The sequence below is a fragment of the Streptomyces sp. NPDC048751 genome, from assembly GCF_043198595.1.
Lineage (GTDB): Bacteria > Actinomycetota > Actinomycetes > Streptomycetales > Streptomycetaceae > Streptomyces.
The window spans coordinates 970,634-991,531 of the sequence record NZ_JBICUX010000001.1; the positions used below are offsets into that span (position 1 = coordinate 970,634).

Sequence of the window (20,898 nt, forward strand, 5' to 3'; positions counted from 1 at the left end):
TTCGGGCGATTGGTCAACTTGTCACCGCGGCCGGAGAGTTCTCGCCGGGCGAGGGGTATGAAGCGAGGCATGGCGGACATCGGGGGACGACGGCAGCGGGAGCGTCGGCTGTTGGCCGTAGGGGTCGGCACGGTGCTTTTCCTGGGAGCTGCCGCGTACGTGGTCGCGCAGCTGTTGCGTGGTGGGCTCGACCCGGCCGATACGGCCGGTCTGCTCGGGCTGCCGGTCTCGGTGGCGGGACTGGCCGCGGCGGTGGCGGCGCTGCGGAAGCCACTCGAGACGACGGACACCGACCTCGTGCGGCAGTGGGCGGCGACGCTGGCCGTCCAGGTGCAGGAGAGCGAGGGCAAGCTACGGCGGCAGCTCCTCGGCGCGGACACCCGGCGCATCGACCTGCGCTACACGCTGCGGGCGACGCCCGGACGCGGTGCCGACGCCCCGGCGGCGGGCCACACTTTCCGCGTACCGGGGGACCCCGCACCGGGACAGCCCCCGCCCGAACCCGACATCGCGGAGTTCTTCCGTGCCACCCGCCCCGGGCGGCTCGTCATCGCGGGCGCCCCGGGCTCCGGGAAGACGGTTCTCGCGCTGGAACTGGTCGTCGCGCTGGCCGCCGGACGGGCCGACACCGATCCCGTTCCGGTCCGCATCCCGATGGCACAGTGGGACACCGGCCAGTCACTGACCGACCTGCTGGAGGAACACCTGTCACAGGCTCTGGACTGGCCCCGGGACATGGCGGCCAAGCTGGTCGCCCGCCGCATGGTCCTGCCGGTCCTCGACGGCCTCGACGAGATGGACCCCTTGCGCGCGGACGGCTCGGCGGACCCGACGGCTCCGCGTGCGGCGGCCGCGTTACGGCTTCTCAACGCCCACCAGACCGGACTGGACGCTGGGCCGGTCGTACTCACCAGCAGGATCGCCCACTACGAGGCCCTCATGCGACACGAACCGCTGATCGACTCCGCGCTGGTGCTCGTCTCGCCCGTGGAGTCCGCGCGAGCGCTGTCCTACCTGCGTGAACGCTCGTACGACGCCACGCGCTGGGGGCCGCTGCTGGACCATCTCGACCTGCATCCCACAGGAACACTCGCCCGTGCCCTGTCGACTCCTTGGCGGCTCGGGCTGACCGCCACCGTCTACCGGTACCGAGGCCGGCCGGCGGAACTGATCGCGCTGCACGACCCGGACGCACTCGACCGCCACCTGCTGGACCGTTACATCCCCGCCGCCGTCGAGTCGGCGGCCGACGGCACGGCTCCGGCTCCCTACCACCCCGACCGGGTCCACGTCTGGCTGCATCACCTCACCCGGCATCTGGGGGGAACCGGCGCCGTCGCCCACCTGACCACCGACATCAACGTCCATGCCCTGTGGCCGCTGGCCGGTGCGCTCAAGGTGCGCGTCGCGGACGCGCTGTTGACCTTCTGCTCGATCGCCGCGGTCCTCCCGGCCGCCTGGCTCACACCGCGCCCCGGGGAGGCCGCGGCCTGTGTCCTGGCCCTGGCCGCGGTCTCGGGGCTCGGTGCCGCCCTCGCGCTGAGCCCGAGCAGACTCGACTGGCAGAAACGGCATCTCCCCGGCCGACGGGGACGCTTCCTGCTGGGCCTCGTCGCCAACCTCCTCCTCGGCACGGTCATCGGCACCGTCGTGGGGCTCGCGGCCGGCGCATGGGCCGCCGCGGCCGGGCATCAGGGCGCGGCGTTGGCCCTGGGAACGGTCCTGGGCCTGGTCGCCGGGCTCACCGCCGGCTTCCGGTTCAGCGTCGCGGCCGGACTCAGAGGAGCTCCCACGACCGCCGTGAGCCCACCCGTCGCCCTCCGCGACGACACCGTGTACGGGCTCCTCTACGCCGTCGGCACCGGGCTGTGCGGAGGCGTGGCGTTCGGTGGCTCGGCGGCGCTGCTGCTCGAGCCGAGCACGGGCCTGGTCGTCGGGGCGGCCGCGGCGATCGCCTCCGGCCAGGCCTCGGGCCTCAGCGCCGCCCGTCGCTATCTGGTCTTCCTGCTCTGCTCGCGCCGCCGGCTCCCCTTGCGTCTTGGCCATTTCCTGGACTGGGCGTGCACCGTGGGCCTCATGCGCTACTCCGGTCCCGTGTACCAGTTCCGGCACGCCGAACTCCAGCACTGGCTCGCCGCACACCCGCGGCCCGTGGCGCCGACGTCAGGGGTCACTTCGGGAGCCGGCCCATGAGACGGGGCGGCAGGGGCTCGGCGGGCCGCCCCGGGGTCGGTTCGGCCGCCCCGGGGGCGGTGACGGCTCACTCCTCCGCGACCCCCACCAGCATCCGCACCTCGAACTCCTCGTACGGGGCGCTCTCGCGCCGGTCGCTCAGTACCGTGCCGAGCCAGCCGAGGAGGAAGCCCGCCGGGATGGAGACGATGCCGGGGTTCTGCAGGGGGAACCAGGCGAAGTCGGAGTCCGGGTAGATCGAGGCCGGCGTGGAGGAGACGACGGGGGAGAACACGACGAGCAGGACGGAGCAGAGCAGGCCGCCGTAGAGGCTGAGCTGCGCGCCCAGGGCCGTGAAGCGTTTCCAGAAGAGGGTGTACACCAGCGTCGGCAGGAGGGCGGACGCCGCGATGGCGAAGGCGAGGAAGGCCAGCGTCGCGGTGTTCGCCCCCCAGGCGACGAGGGCGAGCAGCATGCCCAGGACGCCGATGACGACCCCGGCCAGCCGGGCGACGGTGAGTTCCTCCCGCTCGCTCGCCCGGCCCTTGCGGATCACCTCGCCGTAGAGGTCGTGGGCGAGGGACGAGGCCGCGGCGAGGGTCAGACCGGCCGCGACGGCGAGCAGCGTGACGAAGGCAAGGCAGGACAGCAGCGCGGTGAGGACACTGCCGCCCAACTCGTGGGCGAGGAGCAGGATCGAGGCGTTGCCGGTGCGGTCCGTGTCCGCGATGGTGTCCCGGCCGACGACGGCGCTGGCGCCGAGGCCGACGATGCCGGCCGCGAAGCAGACCAACCCCACCAGGCCCAGGGCCCACACCACGGAGGAGCGCAGCACCTTGACGCTGCGCGGGGCGAGCAGCCGCATCAGCACGTGGGGGAGTGCGGCGAGGCCGAGGACGATCGCCAGTTCCAGGCTGAAGAAGTCCACCTTGTTGGTCGTGGTGCCGCCGTAGCGCAGGCCGGGTTCGAGGAACTGCAGTCCGTTGCCGCTGCGGTCGGCGGCCGCGGAGAGCAGGGCGTTGGGGTTCCAGTCGTAGTGGTGGAGCACCCAGCCCGCGGTGACCGTGATGCCCACCACCAGCATCACCGCCTTGATGATCTGGATGACCGTGGCGCCGGGCATGCCGCCGAGGGAGGCGTACATGATGACGACGGTGCCGATCACGATCACGCACAAGGTGCGGGTGACGGGGCTGGGTTCACCCGTGAACTGGGTCAACAGGGCCACACTGCCCACGAGTTGCGCCACCAGGTAGAGCGTGGCGATCGCCAGGGTGCACACGGCCAGCGCGAGCCGCACCGGCCGCTGCTGCCGGGGCATGCGCAGCGCGACCGTGTCGCCCAGCGTGAACTTCCCTGTCCGACGCAGCGGTTCGGCGATCAGCAGCATCACCATCATCCAGGCGACGGTGGTGCCGCCGAGGTACATCAACCCGTCGTAGCCGGTCAGGGCCACCAGGCCCGTACTGCCCAGCAGCGTCGCGGCGGACAGGTAGTCGCCGCACATGGCGAGGCCGTTGCGCAACGGCGACATGGTGCGGTTGCCGAGGTAGAACTCGCCGATCTCGTCGCGCTGAGGAGCTGTCAGCAGCGCGGTGAACAGGGTGGCCACGACCACCGAGAGGAACAGGACGAACGTCAGCTGAAGGCTGAAGTCGTCGACGACGCCGGCTGCGCTCGTCACCACGTGCGGTACCCCCTCGCGCCCTGTGCCTGCGGGGCCGTTCCGTGCGCGGCCGTTCCGTGTGCGCTCGAACGCGGACGAAGAGGTTCATGCCGCAGCTGTGACCGGAAGTGGCCGGCGAGCGGGTCGACCTTGGTGCGCATGTGCCGTACGTAGGACCAGGCGGTCGCCGCCATCACCACGAACTGCCCGAGACCGAGGGTCAGTCCGAGGGTGAGGTGGCCGATCAGGGGCTGGTTCATCACACCGGGCGCGAAACTCGACAGCAGCACGTACAGCAGGAACGCACCGACCGACAGGGCCGTGGCCCGCACCCCGAACCGCAGCCGGGCACGGCGCAGCGAGCGGAATTCCGGATCGTGCGACATCTGCTGCGGACTTATCGGTTCGGAGCTCGGAGCGTGAAATGCGGACGAGTCGTCGGGCCACGGTGAAAATTCGGGCACAAACGCACCTTCTTTGCTGCTGTGTGCCCCGCACGGTGCGGGTTTTGTGGGGGGATTGTGAATCCGAATTCCCGGCTGTTCGGATTCCTGTGGATCGGCTGGGTCGAAAGCGGAGTATTGCAGTGGGGTGCTTGAGCAATCAACCGCCGGACGTGAAATGCGTTGTCAGAACCGGGCGCCCACGGCCGCTCCGTTGCGCGGGACGAGGAACGACGGCGCCGACGGCAGCGAGCCGTCGGCCGCTCGGGAACCCGTGAGCGGGGCGGGGTCCGTGCTGAGCACGGACGAGGCGTTCCATGTCCCGCCGAGGTTCCAGGAGTTGCCGCTGGCGACCGTGCCCGGTCCGACGGCCGCGGCACGCGCGTCGGCGACGGACAGGTTGGCGGCGAGTACGGCCTTGCCGCCCGAGGTGTCGACGTCGAAGCCGGTGCCCTGGTTGCCGTACGTGCTGTTCCTGCTCAGGGCGAGGGCGCCCGGATTGCCGTTGTCGGTCAGGCCGTGTGCCGCGTTCTTGAAGGCGGTCGAGTTGCGCACGGTATGGGCCACGGCGGGCGCCGGGCTGCCTCCCCCGAGCTTGAATCCGTTGCCGTCTCCGGCGAAGTCGGGGAAGCCCCAGCGGTTGAAACCGTTGCCGTGGGCGACGGTGTTCTCGATCAGGATGGGAGAGGTGAACTTCCAGGCGTCGAAGCCGTCGTCGACGTTGTTCCACAGACGGGCGCCGCGCACGACGTTTCCGGCGCCGCTGCCTTCCTTGACGGCCAGCCCGTCCGCGCTCTCGCCGTTCTTGCGCGGGTCGCGGTTGGCGTAACTGTCCAGGTTCAGAATCAAGTTGTTGCTGGAGGTGCCCTGGAGCTGGAAGCCGGACTCGTAGTTGTCGTGAGTGGACAGGCGGGTGAAGACGTTGCCGTTGCAGCCGTCGCAGTACACGCCGTACGGCCCGTTGATGATCTCCAGATCGGAGATCCGCCAGTACGACGCCTCCTGGTGGATCGCCCCGCGCTCGGCCCGCGGGATGCTGCCGCCGACGGGGGTGTGGCTCGCGGGGAGCCGCTCGCCGTCGACGACCACGCGCTCGCCCTGGTAGGCGCCCAGGGTGATGGGCTGGGACGCGGTGCCCGAGGTGGCGATGGTGATGTTGTCCGTGAGGGTGTACGTACCGCCGCGTACGGCGATGACGTCACCCGGCTTCGCCAGGTCCACCGCCCGCTGGACGGTCTTCAGGGGGCGGGCGAGGGTGCCGGGGGCGGTGTCGTCGCCGTTCGTGGCGACGACGAGTGTCGTGGCCGCCGCGGCCGCCGGGGAGGCGGCGGCCGTGCCCGCTGTCCCCCATGCCGTCACCAGTGCCGCGCTCGCCAGTGCCGCCGTCCAGATCGCCGTGTTGCGCATGGGGTCTCCCGCCTCCGCCTGCCTGCCCGCCGGTGCCGGCCGTCGCCGACCGCCGTCGGCTGTCGTCGCACAGCAGTGGCCGCCCGGGGCGCGAAGGTTGCCGGGTGCGTAGGGTGGCCGTGTGATGAACAGCAGCAGCCGTGGGGCGGCCGTCAGTGGCCGTGAGGCGGTCGGCGGCAGACGTGGGGCGGCCGGCGGCAAGCGCCCGCTCGCCGTGTTCGACCTGGACAACACGCTCGCCGACACGGCGCACCGGCAGCGGTTCCTGGAGCGCAAGCCGCGTGACTGGGACGCCTTCTTCGCGGCCGCTCCGCAGGATCCGCCGCTGGCGGAGGGCGTCGCGCTGGCCGTGGAGAGCGCCGAGGAGTGCGATGTCGTCTACCTCACCGGGCGGCCCGAACGCTGCCGTCAGGACACGCTCGACTGGCTCGACGCGCACGGGCTGCCCACGGGGCGGGTGTACATGCGGCGCAACGACGACCGCAGGCCCGCCCGGCGGACCAAGCTGGAGATCCTCCGCAGGCTCGCCCGTACCCGGGAGGTCCGCGTGCTCGTCGACGACGACGAACTGGTCTGCGAGGACGCCCGGCGGGAGGGCTTTCATGTCGTGCTCGCCCGCTGGGCGACACCCTCGACCGAGCTGAAGACGGCGCAGGAGCGTGAAGGGCGTACCTGAGGGGGGTGTCCTCGGACAGGCTCTGGGGGCTTACTCGCTCTCCTCCAGGCGGAAGCCCACCTTCAGGCCGACCTGCCAGTGTGCGATCTCGCCGTTCTCGAGCTGTCCGCGTACCTGCGTCACCTCGAACCAGTCCAGGTTGCGCAGCGTCTGTGAGGCGCGGGTGATGCCGTTGCGGATGGCCTCGTCGACGCCGTCCGGGGAGGTGCCGACGATCTCGGTGACCCGGTAGGTGTGGTTCGACATGCGGGTTCCTCTCCGTGAGTGCTCACGTGTGTCACGCGTCACTCCACCGTGCCCCAAGTCGCGGCGGCGCGCGAGACGTCGGGGCAATGTCCTGGGCCCCCTTGACCCGCCGTATTGGTCTATACCAAAATCCGGCACACCCGTTCGAGCACCGCGCTCGTCCCCCACGCCGGGCCCGTGACCCCTGTCCGCCAGACAGAAACAGGACCCCCGTGAGACGTCACCCCCTCGCCCACGTCTGTGTCCCCGCAGCACTTCTCGGTCTCGGCCTCAGCGCCTGCGGTCTGGTGCCGCACCTCGGGGAGAGCGAACGGCACACCGTCACCGTGTGGCTGATGAAGGACAGCGCGTCGCAGGACTTCCTGCGCCGCTTCACCGAGGACTTCGAACGCGCCCACCCCGACCTCGACCTCGACATCCGCATCCAGGAATGGACCGGCATCGGTGCCAAGGTGGAGGCCGCCCTGGAGACGGACACCCCGTCCGGTCCCGACGTCATCGAGGTCGGCAACACCCAGGTCCCGCAGTACGTCGAGGGGGGCCGCCTTCTCGACCTGACGCTGGAGTCGGTGCGGGACTGGGGCGGCCGCGACTGGCTGCCGGGCCTCGCCGTACCGGGGCAGCTGAGGAACCACCAGTACGGCATCCCCTGGTACGCGGCCAACCGCGTCGTCATCTACCGCAAGGACCTCTTCGGGCAGGCCGGCGTCAAGGCCCCGCCCCGGACCCGCGCCGAATGGCTCGCCGCCACCGAGAAGCTCGACTCGGACGGGCACCAGGGCATCTACCTGGCCGGGCAGGACTGGTACACCCTCTCCGGCTTCATCTGGGACGAGGGCGGCGACCTGGCGACCGAGCGCAACAGCATCTGGCAGGGCTCCCTGGACACCCCGGCCGCCCTGCGCGGCATGGACTTCTACCGCAAACTCCAGTCCCTCGGCGACGGCCCGGTCGCCGCCGACGAGGACCACCCGCCGCAGGCCGACGTGTTCGCCCGGGGGAAGGTCGCCCAGATCGTGGCGGTGCCGGGGCTCGCCCGGGTGATCGTCCAGCAGAACCCGGACCTCGCCGGCAAGCTGGGCTTCTTCCCCGTCCCCGGCAAGAGAGCCGACAAGCCGGGTGCCGTCTTCACCGGCGGCTCCGACCTCGTCGTACCGAGGCGGACGGACCAGCACGACGGGGCCGTCGCCGTCGTCAAGGCGCTCACCGGCGCCAAGTGGAACACCGAGCTGGCCCGCACCATGAACTACGTGCCCAACAAGCGGACCCTCGCCGGAGCGGTCTCCGGCGAGGAGGGGGTCGCCGCCATGGCGGCGGGCGCCGCACAAGGGCGGGCGACCCCCAGTACCCCCGAGTGGGCCGCCGTCGAGGCGGACAACCCGATCAAGGACTACATGACGAAGGTGCTCACCGGGGCCGACCCCGCGACGGAGGCCCGCCGCGCCTCCCGACGCGTCACGAAGGCGCTGGAGGTCTCCCTGGGCTGACGCGGCGACGCGGCGACGCGGCTGACGTCGGTCGACGTCAGCCGACGTCCCACGTCACCGCACCGTGCTCAACGACAGCGCGAACCGCCCTTCGGAGTCGGTCCACCAGTGCGTCAACTCCAGCCCGGCAAAGGCCAGTTCGGCGCGCACGCCCTCCTGGCGGAACTTCGCCGACACCTCCGTGCGCAACTCCTCGTCCGCGGCGAAGTCGACGGCGAGGTCCAGGACGGGGACCTTGACCGTCTGCGCTGCACGGGAGCGCAGACGCATCTCGATCCACTCGTTCTCCGCGTCCCACAGCGCCACGTGGCCGAAGGCGTCCGGGTCGAAGTCGGCGCCGAGCTCACGGTTGACGACGGCCAGGACGTTCTTGTTGAACGCGGCCGTGACGCCGGCCGCGTCGTCGTACGCCCGGACCAGCACCCGCTCGTCCTTCACGAGATCGGTGCCCAACAGCAGCGCGTCACCGGGGGACAGCAACGCCCGTACGGACGCAAGGAACCCGGCGCGCTCGTCCGGCAGCAGATTGCCGATCGTGCCCCCGAGGAACGCCACCAGCCGGGGCCCGGGCGTGTCCGGCAGGGTCAGCGTGTCGGTGAAGTCGGCGATCAGGGCGTGTACGTTCAGCTCCGGCCGCTCGGCGATCAGGGCGTGCCCGGCGCCGGTGAGGGCGCTCTCGCTGACGTCGACGGGAACGTAGGTGTGCACGCCGGTGAGCGCGTCGAGCAGATGGCGGGTCTTGTCGGAGGAGCCGGAGCCCAGTTCGACGAGGGTACGTGCGCCGGTTGCGGCGGCGATCTCGCCGGACCGGGCGAGAAGGATCTCCCGCTCGGCACGGGTGGGGTAGTACTCGGGCAACTCCGTGATCTGATCGAACAGTTCGCTGCCGTTGGCGTCGTAGAACCACTTCGGCGGCAGCGTCTTGGGCGTGGCGGTCAGGCCGCGCAGGACGTCGACGCGCAGGGCGGTCTCCGTGGCGTCCTCGGGCAGGGTGCGGGTTACTCGGAACGGACTCACGTGCTTGGCTCCTCGAACGGTACGGGTGCCGTGTCCTCGCTCAGGTCCTTGAGCGGGGTGAGCAGGACGTCGGCGCGGCTCGCCGTGAGCAGGGTGTGGTCGGGGACCTCCTGCCAGCGCGGATCGTCGTCGTAGGGCTCGGAGGCCACGACCGCGCGTCGGCCGGGCTCCGAGAGGTACCAGAGGGTGTCTCCCCATGCGGTCGCGGCGATGGTCTCGCCGTTGGTGAGCAGCAGGTTGAGCCGGGCGTCGGGGGCCGCCGCGGCCACCTCGAGGACCGTGGCGGCGAGCGCCTCCGCCTCGTCGTCACCGGCCCGCAGGCGCGCCAGGACCAGCGCCCACACGAGCGCCGAGTCGTTGCGGGCCTCCAGGGACAGCAGGTCCACCGCGGGGAGTGTGGGCGCGAGCGCGGCCAGCGAACCCGGCCAGCCCGGGACGGCGCCGTTGTGGCTGAACAGCCAGGTGCCGGCGGCGAACGGCGCCGCCGCGGCCTCCGCGTCCGCCCCCGCCAGGGTCGCGTCCCGGACGGCGGCGAGCAGGGCACCGGTGCGCACGACCCGCGCCAGGTCGGCGAAGGACAGGTCGGCCCAGATCGGCCCGGCCCGACGGTAGCGGGCGGGCACCGGGTCACCCGGCGCGTACCAACCCACGCCGAAACCGTCGGCGTTGACGGTCCCGTACCGTTGCCGCCGGGGCGCCCACGACTGCCGGTACAGACCGTGCGGGGGTTCCACGAGAAGCCGGCCCAGTGGCTCCTCGGGGCCCACGTACGCCACATGACGGCACATCAGACGTCCACCGAGCGCGCGGTGCGGAAGCCGGAGAAGATCTGCCGCCGGATCGGATGGTCCCAGTTGCGGAACGTGCCCCGGCAGGCCACCGGGTCCACGGCGAACGAACCGCCCCGCAGCACCTTGTAGTCGGAGCCGAAGAACACCTCGGAGTACTCCTTGTACGGGAAGGCCTGGAAGCCCGGGTACGGCAGGAAGTCGCTCGCGGTCCACTCCCACACGTCACCGATCAACTGCCGTACGCCCAGCGGCGACTCCCCCTGCGGATAGCTCCCCGCGGGCGCCGGACGCAGGTGCCGCTGGCCGAGGTTGGCGTGCTCGGGCGCCGGGTCGGCGTCGCCCCACGGGTAGCGCGTGGAGCGGTCGCCCGCCGGGTCGTGCCGGGCGGCCTTCTCCCACTCCGCCTCCGTGGGCAGCCGGCGTCCGGCCCAGCGGGCGTAGGCGTCGGCCTCGTACCAGCACACGTGCAGCACCGGCTCGTCGGGCGGTACGACCTCGGTGACGCCGAAGCGGCGGCGCAGCCACTGCCTGCCGTCACGGCGCCAGAACAGCGGTGCGTACAGCGCGTGCCCGCGTATGTGGGCCCAGCCGTCCGCGGTCCACCAGCGCTCGTCGTCGTAGCCGCCGTCGTCGATGAACGCCTGGTACGCGCCGTTCGTCACCGGTGTGGTGCCGATGTAGAACGGCGCCACCTCCCGGCGGTGCGCGGGCCGTTCGTTGTCCAGGGCCCACGGCTCGGTGGAGGTGCCCATGGTGAACGGGCCGCCGGGGACCAGGACTTCGGCCGGCCCGGTGAACAGCGGCGCGGGGTCCGGGTCCGGTGCGGTGAGGGCCTGCGGGCCTTTGCGGAGCTGATGGGTGATCAGCATCGTCTCGTCGTGCTGCTGTTCGTGCTGCGCGATCATCCCGAAGGCGAAGCCGGCCTCCGTCAGCCGCGTGCCGTGGAAGTCGGCGCTCTCCAGGACGTCCAGCGCCCGCCCGCGCACGTCCGCCGCGTACCGGCGGGCCTCGTCGGGCGGCAGCAGGGGCAGCGAGGGGCGTTCGGAGCGGGGGTGTTCGAAGGCGTCGTAGAGGCCGTCGATCTCCGGCCGCATCGCCTCCCGGCCGGCGACCGCCCGCAGCAGCCACAGCTCCTCCTGGTTGCCGATGTGCGCCAGGTCCCAGACCAGCGGCGACATCAGGGGCGAGTGCTGGGCGGTGAGGTCGGGTCCCTCGACACAGGTGGTCAGCAAGGTGGTGCGCTCGCGCGCTGTGACGAGGGAGGCCACCGCCCGCTCGCGGACGGTATCGGCGTCGACGGTGGGTTCGGCGTCGAGGGCGGGCTCGGTCATGGGTGGATGTCCTTCCCGTGCGCGCGACCGTCCGCGTCGCGCAGTTGTTCCAGCAGATCGTCGGCGGGGCACCGGCCCGGGCGGACGTACCGGTCGAGGTACGCCGTGACGGTGTCCAGAACCTCCGCGGTGGCACCGAGCCTGGGCAGGGCCTCCAGCGCCGCCGTGAAGCACGTGAGGGCGACGTCGTGCAGTTCGGGGTCGGCCAGACCGCGCCGGGCCGCGTCGAGCCACAGCGGGTTGTGCGGGGCCGGCAGCGCCATGGCACGCTCGGTCAGGCGCTTCACCGCCCGGTACGCCGTCTCGGCGGCCTCCGGGTCGTCGAACAGCGCGGTCGCCACGGCGAGCGGCACGATCCACCCGTCGTCGCCGGGCTGCGCGTCGATCATCCGCAGCTCGAGGTGGCCACGCGGCCGGACCGGCGGGAACAGCGTCGTGATGTGGTAGTCGAGGTCCTCGCGCGTCGGCCGCCCCGACCTCGTCCACTCCCGGAAGGTGAGCCGCTCGGGCACGTCCCACGGGGTGTCCTCGCTGCGAATGCACATCACCGGGGAGTCCAGGACGTGCCGTGCCCAGGCACCGCGCGGCTCGGCGTCGAGCTCGGGTGCGCCCGCGCGGCCCGCACCGATCTCCATCCACAGCAGTTGGCGGGTGGAGAGCCAGCCGGTGGGCTCGCCGCCCAGCAGGGGGGAGTTGGCGAACGCGGCCACCAGGACCGCGCCCAGCGTGTGGGCCAGCCACCAGCGCCGCCCGACCCCGAGAGGGCCGGGGTCCTCGTGCCCGGCGTCCAGGCAGACCTGGACGGAGGCCGAGGTGCACATCATGGCGCGGCCGGCCGGGCCCGTACGGTCGAGGGCCGCCTCCATGGCGTCGTAGCGCGGCTCCCGCAGGAACCGGCGGGGCGGATGCCAGGGGTCGGCGCCGAGGCCCACGAGGGTGAGGCCGTCCCGGCGCAGGACCGTGCGGACGGCGTCGAGGTCGGCGGAGACGGTGCGGACGCATTCCATCAGGGAGGCGGCGGGCGGCGAGCTGAGCTCCAGCTGGCCGCCGGGCTCGATGGTGAGCGCCGACCTCAGGGCCACGGTCCGCAGGGCGGCGTAGGCCGCTCTGAGTCGTTCGGGTGATACGGGGAGCCGCGGTTCACGCAGCTCGTGGACGAGCCATTCCACCTCCACCCCGACCGCGCGAGGCGGGCCGGTCTTGAAACAGATGCCCCTGACCAGGGCCTCTACGTCGGCCTCGGTGACAACGGTGTGGTGCTCCGTACAGTCACCGGCCGAACAGTCACTTGGCGTATCCGACATGTCGGGATCCTCCTGAGATTCCACCATGCCATCGGTCCGGCCTTCATGAGAGCCGGACCGGCATCACTCGTCCCACCCAAGACCCTCAATCCGAATCGCACAAGGGTGCACAACGGTACTTTCGGGACCTGGGACGGCCACTTCCCGGGTGTTCTCGTACCCGGAAAACTCCGTTGCACCGCGCGTCCAGCATCCCTCACGATGCGTTCATGAGCACGACGGGGGAGACGGACGGGACGGGAGAGGCCGCGCGGCGCGCGGTCACGGCGCCCACGGGGGTGGCGCCGTGAGCGCGCGGCTGCGCGGCATCGCGCGCGAGACCGAGCAGATCGTGACGGCGGGCGCGTACCGCGCGCCGGACGGGCACGAGGTGTCGCTCGCGGCGGCGATACGGGCGGCCCGCGAGGGGACGCTGATGGTGGGCCCGGATCCGGTGCCGGTAGCCGTGCCGGCGCCCGACGCGGCTGATGTGGACACACGGATCGCGGTCACCGGCGAGAGCAGCACGGAGGCGGCCCGCAGGCTCGCGCCGGACGGACCGGTCGCGGTGCTGAACTTCGCCTCCGCGCGCAACCCCGGCGGCGGTTACCTCAACGGCGCCCAGGCCCAGGAGGAGGCACTGTGCCGCGCCTCCGCGCTGTACGCCTGCCTGGTCGAGGTCCGCGAGTTCTACGACCATCACCGCGCCCACCGCGACCCGTTCTACACGGACCGCGTCATCCACTCACCGTCCGTGCCCGTCTTCCGGGACGACCGCGGCCGCCTGCTGGACGAGCCGTACACCGCCGGATTCCTGACCTCGGCCGCGCCGAACGCCGGCGTCGTCCTGCGGACGGTGCCCGAGCGCGCTGCCGAGCTGCCGCGGGCCCTGGCCGTCCGGGCCGAACGGGTCCTGGAGACGGCCGCCGCCCACGGCTACCGGCGCCTGGTGCTGGGCGCCTGGGGCTGCGGGGTGTTCCGCAACGACCCGGCGCAGGTGGCGGGCGCGTTCCGGGCGCTGCTCGAACCCGGCGGCCGATTCGCACGCACGTTCACGCAGGTCGTGTTCGGCGTGCTGGACCGGACGCCGGGGAACGTGGTGCGGGGCGCCTTCGAGAAGGCGTTCCCCCACGAGAGCGCTCAGGTCCAGCCGTAGCGCTCGTGCAGCCGGTGCCGCACCAGGTTGAAACGCATCCGGTCCAGCGCGCACGCCTCCCGGCGCATGCCGTCCTCGTGCAGCCTCAGCACACGGTCGACGTCCACCCAGGACTCCCGCCCCGAGCGGTCCCACGGTCCGCTGCCGATCGCCACCCACTCCCGGTCACCGTCATGGTGCTTGCTGGAGAGCTGCACGGCGAGGAACGTACCGCCCGCCTCGCGGGCGACGACGAGCACCGGGCGGTCCTTGCCCCGGCCGTCGTTCTCCTCGAAGGGGACCCACGTCCAGACGATCTCGCCGGGGTCGGGGTCGCCGTCGTGCGCGGGGGAGTACTCGGTGCGCACCCGGCCCACCTCGCGGGGGTCGGCCTCGGTGGTCGCGGAGGGGCCGAAGCGGCCCGGGACGTTCTCGTCGGTAAACGTGTTCACGGGGGCACCCTAGAGGCTGCCCCCGTGAACACGCAGTACTACTTGTCCTGCACCGGCACCTTCTGCGACGGCGGGCCCGCGACCCCGTTCAGGGACGGAGTCCCGCTCTGGGCCTGCCCGTTCTGGTTCATCGACGCCAGCAACTGTCGTGCCAGACCCAGTCCGGTGCCGCCCATGGTGAGCGCCTTCGCGAACACCTCGGCCATGCCGTCGGCGCCGTTGAGCAGCACCATGTTGTCGACGTTGCCGAACGCGGACGCGCCGGCCTGGACGATCTCCGGCCACTTCTCGGCGAGTTGCTGCGCCACCACGGCCTCCTGGTTCTCGGCGAGGGCGGCGGCACGGGCCTTGATGGCCTCCGCCTCCGCGAGACCCTGCGCCTTGATCGCCTCGGCCTCCGCCAGACCCCTGGCCTGTGCGGCGGCGGCCTCGGCCTCGCCGGTGGCACGGGTCGCGGCGGCGGTGGCCGTGCCCCGTGTCTTCGTGGCCTCGGCCTCGGCTCCGGCGGCGGTCTTCACCCGGGTCGCCTCGGCGGCGGCCGCGAGCTCCGTCTCCTTCGCCTTGGCCTGCGCCGCCGAGATCCGCGCGTCGCGCTCCGCCTCGGCGAGCGTGCGCTTCTCGTAGGCCTTCGCGTCCGCGGGCTTGCGGACATCGGCCTGGAGTTGCTGCTCACGCCGGTGCGCCTCCAGCTCGGCGACCCGGGTCTCCTGCACGACGACCTCCTGGCGGGCGGCCGCGTCGGCGAGGGGACCCGCCTGACGGGCCTTGGCGCCCGCCTTGTCACGCTCGGCCTGGTAACCGGCCTGGAGGATCTCGCTGTCGCGGGTCGCCTCCGCCATCCGGGCGAACGAGGCCTGCTCCGCCTCCGTGGCGAGACGATTCGCCTCCGCCTGCGCGATGCGCGCGTCCCGCTGTACGGCCGCCGCGTGCGGCATCGCCAGGTTCTGGATGTACCCGGTCGGGTCCTCGATCTCGTGGATCTGCAGCGAGTCCACGATCAGGCCCAGCTTCTCCATCTCCGTGCCGCACGCGGCACGGGTCTGCCCGGTGAGCTTCTCCCGGTCGCGGATCATGTCCTCGACCGTCAACCCGCCCACGATGGACCGCAGATGACCGGCGAAGACGTTGTGCACCCGCTCCGACATCAGCTTCTGCTGGTCGAGGAAACGCCGGGCCGCGTTGGCGATCGACACGAAGTCGTCGCCCACCTTGAAGATGACCACGCCCCGCACCTTCAGCGGAATGCCCTGGTGGGTCACGCAGTCCACCTGCAATTCGGTCTCGTTCAGGTCGAGCGAGAGCTTGCGGACCACCTGCACCCCGGGCATCACCAGCGTGCCGCGCCCCGTGACGATGCGGAAGCCCATCCCCTCCTCCAGGCCCTCCATGCGGTGCTTGGAGCCGGAGATGACGAGTGCCTCATTGGGTTCCGCGACCCGCCACATCAACTTGAACAGACCGATCAGAGCGAGGACGGCGACAACCGCCACCCCCGCAACGACGCCGACAACCATCGGCATACGCCCCCTTTGCATGGTGCCCTGACGGCACCGAACGAAGGGAGTGTGCTCCTGCCCGACCCCGGGGAACAGAGACTGACGGATCCTTGTCGAAACCTTGACGCGCACGGCTCTCACCTGCGCAGAGGCGGTCTCAACTGTCGTAGGCCTCCGTGACGTAGACGGTCCTGGGCGGCAGATGCTCCACGACCATCACCACGGTCCCGGGCGCGATGCGGCCGATCCCGTTCGCCGGGTAGGCCAGGAAGTGCTCGGCCCCGCCCCGCACCCGGACGATCACCTCACCGACGAGCCCCGGCCCGACCGTGCCGGTGACCCGCCCCATGAGCCCGACCAACGAAGCGTCCTCCATGGGCACAGGGTAAGGGCCGGCGCGCCCGCAACGTGCTTGCTGCGCCCTGGCATGCTCACGGACTCCGCTGCCTCCCGCGCTCGCCCGCCTCGGGGCGCTCCCTGGGCGCGGGCTCACACCGCCGGGGAGGAGTCCGCGACCGCCGTGTGCGGGGGCCAGAGTTCGTACCAGCGCAGTTCGGACTCCAGTTGGGCGGCGAGGGACAGCAGCAGGGGCTCGCTGTCGGCCGGGCCGAGGAGTTGCGCCCCGACGGGCAGCCCGCCGGGTGCGAAGCCCGCGGGCACGTTGACGCCGGGCCAGCCCAGGACGTTCCACGGCCAGGCGTAGGGGCAGGCGGCGATCATGGCGCGGTCGGTGGCGAACCCGCCCAGGTCCAGCATGGCCCCGATCCGTGGCGGGGGAGCGGCCGTGGTCGGCGCGAGGACCACGTCGTACGTCTCGAAGAACGCGCCGATCCGGCGGTGCAGGGCCGCCTCCGCGCGGCGCGCCGCCCGCAGCGGCGCGCCGGCGAGCAGCCGGCCCAGCCGGGCGGCCTCGCGGGTGCGCGGGTCGAGGAGCGCGGGGAAGGGCGCCTCGGCGACCCACTCGGCGATCCCCGCGGTCGCCCGGGGGATGAACGTCAGCCCGATCTGCCCGTACGGCGGGTCGGCCTCCTCGACGGTGTGCCCCAACCCGGCTAGTTTCTCCGCGAGTTCGACGACCCGGACGCGCACGTCGGGCAACAGCCGGGCGGGCAGCGCGGTGAACGGCGGTTTGAGCGCGAGCGCGACCCGCAGCCGGCCGGGGTCGCGGCCCACCGCGGCCGAGGCGTCGACGGCGGGGGGCCGGTGCGGATCCTGGGCGTGGTTGCCGCTCGCCGTGTCGAGGAGCAGGGCGCCGTCGGCCACGGTCCGGGTGAGTGTGCCGTTGACCGTGATGCCCTGGAAGGACTCGCCGCGCGGCCAGGTCGAGATGCGGCCGCGCTGCGGTTTGATGCCGATCAGATGGGTCCAGGCGGCCGGGATGCGGACCGAGCCGGCCCCGTCGGAGCCGAGGGCGGCCGGCACGAGACCGGCGGCGACGGCGGCCGCCGACCCGCCCGAGGAACCGCCCGGGGTGTGCTCGGTGCTCCACGGATTGCGGGTGGCGCCGAACGCGGGGCCCTCGGTGAAGGGCCACTGCCCCAGCTCGCAGGTGTTGGTCTTGCCGACGATCACGGCCCCGGCCGCGCGCAGCCGCCGTACCGCCTCGCCGTCCTCGGCCACCGGTGGGTGCTCGCCCCGGCAGCCGAACGCGGTCGGCTCGCCCGCCACGTCCATGTCGTCCTTGACGGCGACGGGCACCCCGAGCAGCGGGCGGCGCGCCCCGTCGGCCAGTTCCCGGTCGGCCGCCTCGGCCTCGGCGAGCGCCGCCTCGGCCCGGACCACACGGAAGGCGTTGAGGGTGCCCTGCGCCGCCTCGATCCGTGCGAGCGTGCGTTCGACCAGCTCACGGGCCGACACCTCCCCGTCGGCCAGCGCACGGGCGGTCTCCGCCAGGCCTTCGGCGCGGTCGGCGCGGTCGCCAGGGTCGAGCGGCATGCGGGTACCTCCGGGCACTCCGGGACGGCGTTGTCCTACCGAACGGTAACGTGTGGTGGCGTGATGACGGAACGCCACACGCGCGCGGCAGGAATACTCGCCTCCGACATCAGCCACCGAGAGCAGCGCCGACACAACAGCTCCCCCACGGGGCCGGTTCCGTCCTGCGCAAACCATTGACGCGCCCGGGCCCCACCCCTACCTTTCGATCGACTTTCCGAACCCTGTTCGGATTGTCGAACGACCGAGTCTTTGGGACTCCTCAGCACCAGGGAGAGCCGCACGTGACCAGACGTCCCCCCAGCCCGTCCCGCCGCACCCTCCTGCGCGCGCTGGCCGCTCTGCCGGCCTCGGCGCTCGTGCTGGGCGAGGCGCCCGGCCTGCTCGGCACGGCCCTCGCCGCGGCCCCGCCCAGCGGCTCGGCCACCCGCTACACCATCGTTCCGTTCCTCAACAGCAACGACGGCACGGTCAACGTCTACCAGTCCGACGACGCCACCGACTTCCGCCTGGTGAAGTCCTCGGCGTACACCCCGCCCAGCAACCGCATCCGCGACGCCAGTGTCTTCAAGCACACGGACGGCTTCTACTACATCACCTACACCACGCACACCTGGCAGGACGTCAGCACCACCATCGGTTTCGCGCGCAGCAGCGACCGCGTCAACTGGACCTTCCTGTACGACTACACCGTCCCGATCGCCAACCTGTCCCGCGCCTGGGCGCCGGAGTGGTTCGTCGACAGCGACGGCAGCGTCAACATCATCGTGTCCTGCTCGACCACCAACGACGAGTGGATCTTCACCCCTTACGTACTCAAGGCGACCAACTCCGCCCTCACCGCCTGGAGTTCACCGGTCGCCCTGTCCGGCATCGGCGCCAACCACATCGACACGTTCATCGTGCGGATCGGCTCGACCTACCACGCCTTCACGAAGAACGAGACGGCCAAGTACATCGAGTACGCCACCGCCTCGCGCCTCACCGGCCCCTACACGATCTCCAGGACCGGCGACTGGGCCGGCTGGGGCAGCTACCGCGAGGGCCCCGCGCTGGTGCAGCTCGACAACGGCGCCTGGCGGATCTTCTTCGACGGCTACGGCGACGGCAAGTACTACTACAGCGACAGCTACGACACCTTCGCCACCTGGAGCGCGCCGAAGGCGCTGCCCGCCATATCCGGAACGGCGCGCCACTTCACCGTCATCAAGGAAACGGTGTCCGGCGGAGTGAGCCTCGCGAAGAACGTCACCCGTTCCTTCCAGTCGGCCAACTTCTCCACCCGGTACTGGCAGGAGCAGTCATCGCTCCTCAACCTGCCCGTGGTGAGCGGCTCCAGCAGCACCGCGGAGAAGCAGGCGTCCACCTTCACCGTCGTCGCCGGCCTCGCCGACGCGAACGGCTACTCCTTCCGTGACGCCGCCGGCAACTACCTGCGCCACTACAGCTTCCGGGGCCGCTTCGACCCCAACGACGGCACCTCGACGTTCGCCAAGGACGCCACGTTCATCGCCCGCACGGGCACCGCGAGCGGCTCGCTGCGCCTCGAGGCGTACAACTACCCCGGCTACTACCTGCGCCACTACAACTACCAGCTCCGCGTCGACCCGACCGACGGCACGGACCTGTTCCGGCAGGACAGTTCGTTCGTACCGGTGACGGCCTGGGCCTGACCCGTACCGCCGCTGACCTGGTCGGTCGTCCTGGCTCCGGAATGCCTCCCTCTCCGGGCCGTTTGACAGGTGGTGCGGGGCTCGGCCCGGCGCGCGCTCGCCGCCGGGCCGGCGTCCGTCGATCAGCATCGAGTACTTGTCGAATGAGACGGTGTGCTCGGCGCCGGCGACCACCGCCTCTGTCACAGGCCCTCGACGTCCGTCGGCACACCGAGCAGGAGGCGGTCGGTGATCTCCCATGTGGTGGGAGCGACCTGGATGTGGGCGGTGATGGCGTCGGCGTCCCGGAGTCGGCGCTGCAGGGGCGAGTCCTCGTAGATCGATGATGCGCCGCCGAGGTCGTGCATGGCCCTGACCACCTCCGCGGACGTACGCGCGGCGTGGGTCGCGGCCAGACGGAGGCCGGTGCGAAGGTCGACGGGGACGTCCTCGCGCGTGGTGGCGGCGCGCCACGCGTCGTCGATCGCGGAGTAGAACAGGGCGCGTGCGGCCCGCAGTTGGGCCTCCGCCCGGGCGACGGCGGTCTGGGTCGCAGGCCTCTCGGCCAGCCTGCGCCGCGAGCCCGTGGGCACCTTGTGGACGGCCAGGTCGAGCAGATCGTCGATGGCCCCTCGGGCGTTGCCCAATGCGACGGCAGCAACGGCCAGGGCGAAGTACCCGAAGATCGGAAACCGGTAGAGCGGGGCGTCGACGAGGGGGCGGTCGGTCAGCGACAGGATGTGGTGGGAGGGTACGAACACGTCCTCCGCCACCACGTCGTGGCTGCCCGTCCCACGCAGGCCGGAGGTGTGCCAGGTGTCGAGCACCTGGAGCTGCTTCAAGCGCGGCCACCGCATCCGCGTCCAGGTCTCCAGCGGCGCCTTCCCCCGCTACGCCCGCAACCCCGGCACGGGAGTGCCCCGCGCCACCGCGACCGTGCTCCTGGCAGCCGACCAGACCGTCCACCACGACCCGGAACACCCGTCCGCGATCATCCTGCCCACCCGGGTCCAGGACTGATCCCTGGGCGGCGGGGAGTCGAGGCGTGCCCCTGGCGGGTCCGGAGGCCGAACCCTTGTGACGGGCAGGTCTGCTCGCCGTGCTGCGTACAGGCCAAGGGCCCGCACGGCATCAAGCTGCGCTACGCGCTCCCCGCCGGCCAGGCGCGATCCATCCAACCGCAGCTGAACAGGACCGTCCCCGAAGCGATCCGTTTCCTGGAGCAGCGCCTGGGCCCGGGCACCTTCCCACTGCGCACCTACGGCGTCTACGCCACCCCGCTGGGCGGCGACCTGGAAACGCAGTCCCTGACCCTCCTGGCCGCTGAACAGCTGACCCCGAAGGCGTACGCGGACAACGGCACGGACGTCGTCGTGGAGCACGAGATCTCCCACGGGTACTTCGGCAACAGCGTCTCCCCGCGCCGCTGGAGCGATGTGTGGCTGAACGAGGGCCACGCCGACTACTACCAGACCCTGTGGACGGCTCGGGCGCACGGCATCAGCCTGGAGGACGCCATGCGCGGGATGTACCAGGACGCCAACGCCCGCCTCCGCAAGGAGGGACCGATCGCTGCGCGGCACCCCGGCGCCTACACGCCCCGGGCGATGGCCCCCTAAGGCGACAACGCCTACCAAGGCGGCGCCCTGACCCTGTACGCCCTGCGCCAAAAGGTCGGCGAGGCCGACTTCCAACGCGTCGAACGCGCC

Annotated in this window: 20 protein-coding genes; 7 read left to right on the forward strand and 13 right to left on the reverse strand. The window is 71.8% G+C overall.

Features of this window, described 5'->3' with window-relative positions:
- The first annotated feature begins 69 nt into the window (after nucleotides 1-69).
- On the forward strand, nucleotides 70-2,193 hold the full coding sequence (locus tag ACGFNV_RS04310) for an NACHT domain-containing protein (protein ID WP_393619238.1): 2,124 nt from the start codon (nucleotides 70-72) through the stop codon (nucleotides 2,191-2,193).
- Nucleotides 2,194-2,260: 67 nt separating this feature from the next.
- On the opposite strand, the gene ACGFNV_RS04315 is transcribed toward ACGFNV_RS04310, so the two are convergent.
- The 3 genes from ACGFNV_RS04315 to ACGFNV_RS04325 form a co-directional block, all read right to left on the reverse strand.
- The gene (locus tag ACGFNV_RS04315; protein ID WP_393619240.1) at nucleotides 2,261-3,859 is read right to left on the reverse strand and encodes a cation acetate symporter; all 1,599 of its coding nucleotides are present in this window, start codon (nucleotides 3,857-3,859) and stop codon (nucleotides 2,261-2,263) included.
- On the reverse strand, nucleotides 3,853-4,224 hold the full coding sequence (locus ACGFNV_RS04320; protein ID WP_393619242.1) for a DUF485 domain-containing protein: 372 nt from the start codon (nucleotides 4,222-4,224) through the stop codon (nucleotides 3,853-3,855). Before ACGFNV_RS04320 ends, ACGFNV_RS04315 begins: the two co-directional genes overlap by 7 nt.
- A gap of 243 nt (nucleotides 4,225-4,467) precedes the next feature.
- Nucleotides 4,468-5,688, reverse strand: a complete 1,221-nt coding sequence (locus ACGFNV_RS04325; protein ID WP_393619244.1) for a right-handed parallel beta-helix repeat-containing protein — start codon at nucleotides 5,686-5,688, stop codon at nucleotides 4,468-4,470.
- Between the two features lie 124 nt (nucleotides 5,689-5,812).
- On the opposite strand from ACGFNV_RS04325, the gene ACGFNV_RS04330 reads away from it, so the two are divergent.
- Nucleotides 5,813-6,364 (forward strand): hypothetical protein, encoded by a 552-nt coding sequence (locus ACGFNV_RS04330; protein WP_393619245.1) that lies wholly within the window; start codon nucleotides 5,813-5,815, stop codon nucleotides 6,362-6,364.
- Nucleotides 6,365-6,394: 30 nt separating this feature from the next.
- On the opposite strand, the gene ACGFNV_RS04335 is transcribed toward ACGFNV_RS04330, so the two are convergent.
- Nucleotides 6,395-6,610, reverse strand: coding sequence for a dodecin (locus tag ACGFNV_RS04335; RefSeq protein ID WP_393619246.1), 216 nt, complete (start codon nucleotides 6,608-6,610; stop codon nucleotides 6,395-6,397).
- Nucleotides 6,611-6,822: 212 nt separating this feature from the next.
- Here ACGFNV_RS04335 and ACGFNV_RS04340 point away from each other — a divergent pair, with 212 nt between their 5' ends.
- A complete protein-coding gene (locus tag ACGFNV_RS04340; protein ID WP_393619247.1) occupies nucleotides 6,823-8,097 on the forward strand; it encodes an extracellular solute-binding protein in 1,275 nt (424 codons plus the stop codon).
- 54 nt (nucleotides 8,098-8,151) lie between these two features.
- Here the strand turns inward: ACGFNV_RS04340 and egtD are convergent, their stop codons facing one another.
- Genes egtD through egtA form a run of 4 tightly spaced genes read right to left on the reverse strand, consistent with a single transcriptional unit; the run spans nucleotide 8,152 to nucleotide 12,540 of the window.
- A complete protein-coding gene (gene egtD, locus ACGFNV_RS04345) occupies nucleotides 8,152-9,114 on the reverse strand; it encodes an L-histidine N(alpha)-methyltransferase (protein WP_393619248.1) in 963 nt (320 codons plus the stop codon).
- Entirely contained in the window at nucleotides 9,111-9,902 is a 792-nt protein-coding gene (egtC, locus tag ACGFNV_RS04350; RefSeq protein WP_393619249.1) for an ergothioneine biosynthesis protein EgtC, read from the reverse strand. Before egtC ends, egtD begins: the two co-directional genes overlap by 4 nt.
- Nucleotides 9,902-11,236 carry an ergothioneine biosynthesis protein EgtB gene (gene egtB / locus ACGFNV_RS04355; RefSeq protein WP_393619250.1) on the reverse strand — a complete coding sequence of 445 codons (1,335 nt, stop codon included), beginning with the start codon at nucleotides 11,234-11,236 and terminating at the stop codon, nucleotides 9,902-9,904. The genes egtC and egtB overlap by 1 nt, the downstream gene beginning before the upstream one ends.
- Nucleotides 11,233-12,540, reverse strand: coding sequence for an ergothioneine biosynthesis glutamate--cysteine ligase EgtA (gene egtA, locus ACGFNV_RS04360; protein WP_393619251.1), 1,308 nt, complete (start codon nucleotides 12,538-12,540; stop codon nucleotides 11,233-11,235). Before egtA ends, egtB begins: the two co-directional genes overlap by 4 nt.
- A 286-nt stretch (nucleotides 12,541-12,826) precedes the next feature.
- Between egtA and ACGFNV_RS04365 the strand changes: the two genes are divergently transcribed.
- On the forward strand, nucleotides 12,827-13,675 hold the full coding sequence (locus ACGFNV_RS04365; protein ID WP_393619253.1) for a TIGR02452 family protein: 849 nt from the start codon (nucleotides 12,827-12,829) through the stop codon (nucleotides 13,673-13,675).
- Here the strand turns inward: ACGFNV_RS04365 and ACGFNV_RS04370 are convergent.
- The 4 genes from ACGFNV_RS04370 to ACGFNV_RS04385 form a co-directional block, all read right to left on the reverse strand.
- Nucleotides 13,660-14,106: a type II toxin-antitoxin system PemK/MazF family toxin gene (locus ACGFNV_RS04370; protein WP_133925350.1), complete on the reverse strand. Its 447-nt coding sequence runs from the start codon at nucleotides 14,104-14,106 to the stop codon at nucleotides 13,660-13,662. The genes ACGFNV_RS04365 and ACGFNV_RS04370 overlap by 16 nt on opposite strands.
- Nucleotides 14,107-14,144: 38 nt before the next feature.
- Nucleotides 14,145-15,626 (reverse strand): flotillin family protein, encoded by a 1,482-nt coding sequence (locus ACGFNV_RS04375; protein WP_393619255.1) that lies wholly within the window; start codon nucleotides 15,624-15,626, stop codon nucleotides 14,145-14,147.
- A 133-nt stretch (nucleotides 15,627-15,759) separates the two neighbouring features.
- Entirely contained in the window at nucleotides 15,760-15,978 is a 219-nt protein-coding gene (locus tag ACGFNV_RS04380) for a hypothetical protein (RefSeq protein ID WP_393619256.1), read from the reverse strand.
- A gap of 113 nt (nucleotides 15,979-16,091) precedes the next feature.
- Nucleotides 16,092-17,537, reverse strand: a complete 1,446-nt coding sequence (locus ACGFNV_RS04385) for an amidase (protein ID WP_393619257.1) — start codon at nucleotides 17,535-17,537, stop codon at nucleotides 16,092-16,094.
- A gap of 284 nt (nucleotides 17,538-17,821) precedes the next feature.
- Between ACGFNV_RS04385 and ACGFNV_RS04390 the strand changes: the two genes are divergently transcribed.
- Nucleotides 17,822-19,210, forward strand: coding sequence for a glycoside hydrolase family 43 protein (locus ACGFNV_RS04390; protein WP_393619258.1), 1,389 nt, complete (start codon nucleotides 17,822-17,824; stop codon nucleotides 19,208-19,210).
- 182 nt (nucleotides 19,211-19,392) lie between these two features.
- Here the strand turns inward: ACGFNV_RS04390 and ACGFNV_RS04395 are convergent, their stop codons facing one another.
- Nucleotides 19,393-20,031: an acyl-CoA dehydrogenase family protein gene (locus ACGFNV_RS04395; RefSeq protein ID WP_393619260.1), complete on the reverse strand. Its 639-nt coding sequence runs from the start codon at nucleotides 20,029-20,031 to the stop codon at nucleotides 19,393-19,395.
- Between ACGFNV_RS04395 and ACGFNV_RS04400 the strand changes: the two genes are divergently transcribed.
- On the forward strand, nucleotides 20,006-20,209 hold the full coding sequence (locus tag ACGFNV_RS04400; protein ID WP_393620020.1) for a CocE/NonD family hydrolase C-terminal non-catalytic domain-containing protein: 204 nt from the start codon (nucleotides 20,006-20,008) through the stop codon (nucleotides 20,207-20,209). The genes ACGFNV_RS04395 and ACGFNV_RS04400 overlap by 26 nt on opposite strands.
- Nucleotides 20,210-20,505: 296 nt before the next feature.
- Nucleotides 20,506-20,808, forward strand: a complete 303-nt coding sequence (locus ACGFNV_RS04405) for a M1 family aminopeptidase (RefSeq protein WP_393620022.1) — start codon at nucleotides 20,506-20,508, stop codon at nucleotides 20,806-20,808.
- Nucleotides 20,809-20,898: the final 90 nt, after the last annotated feature.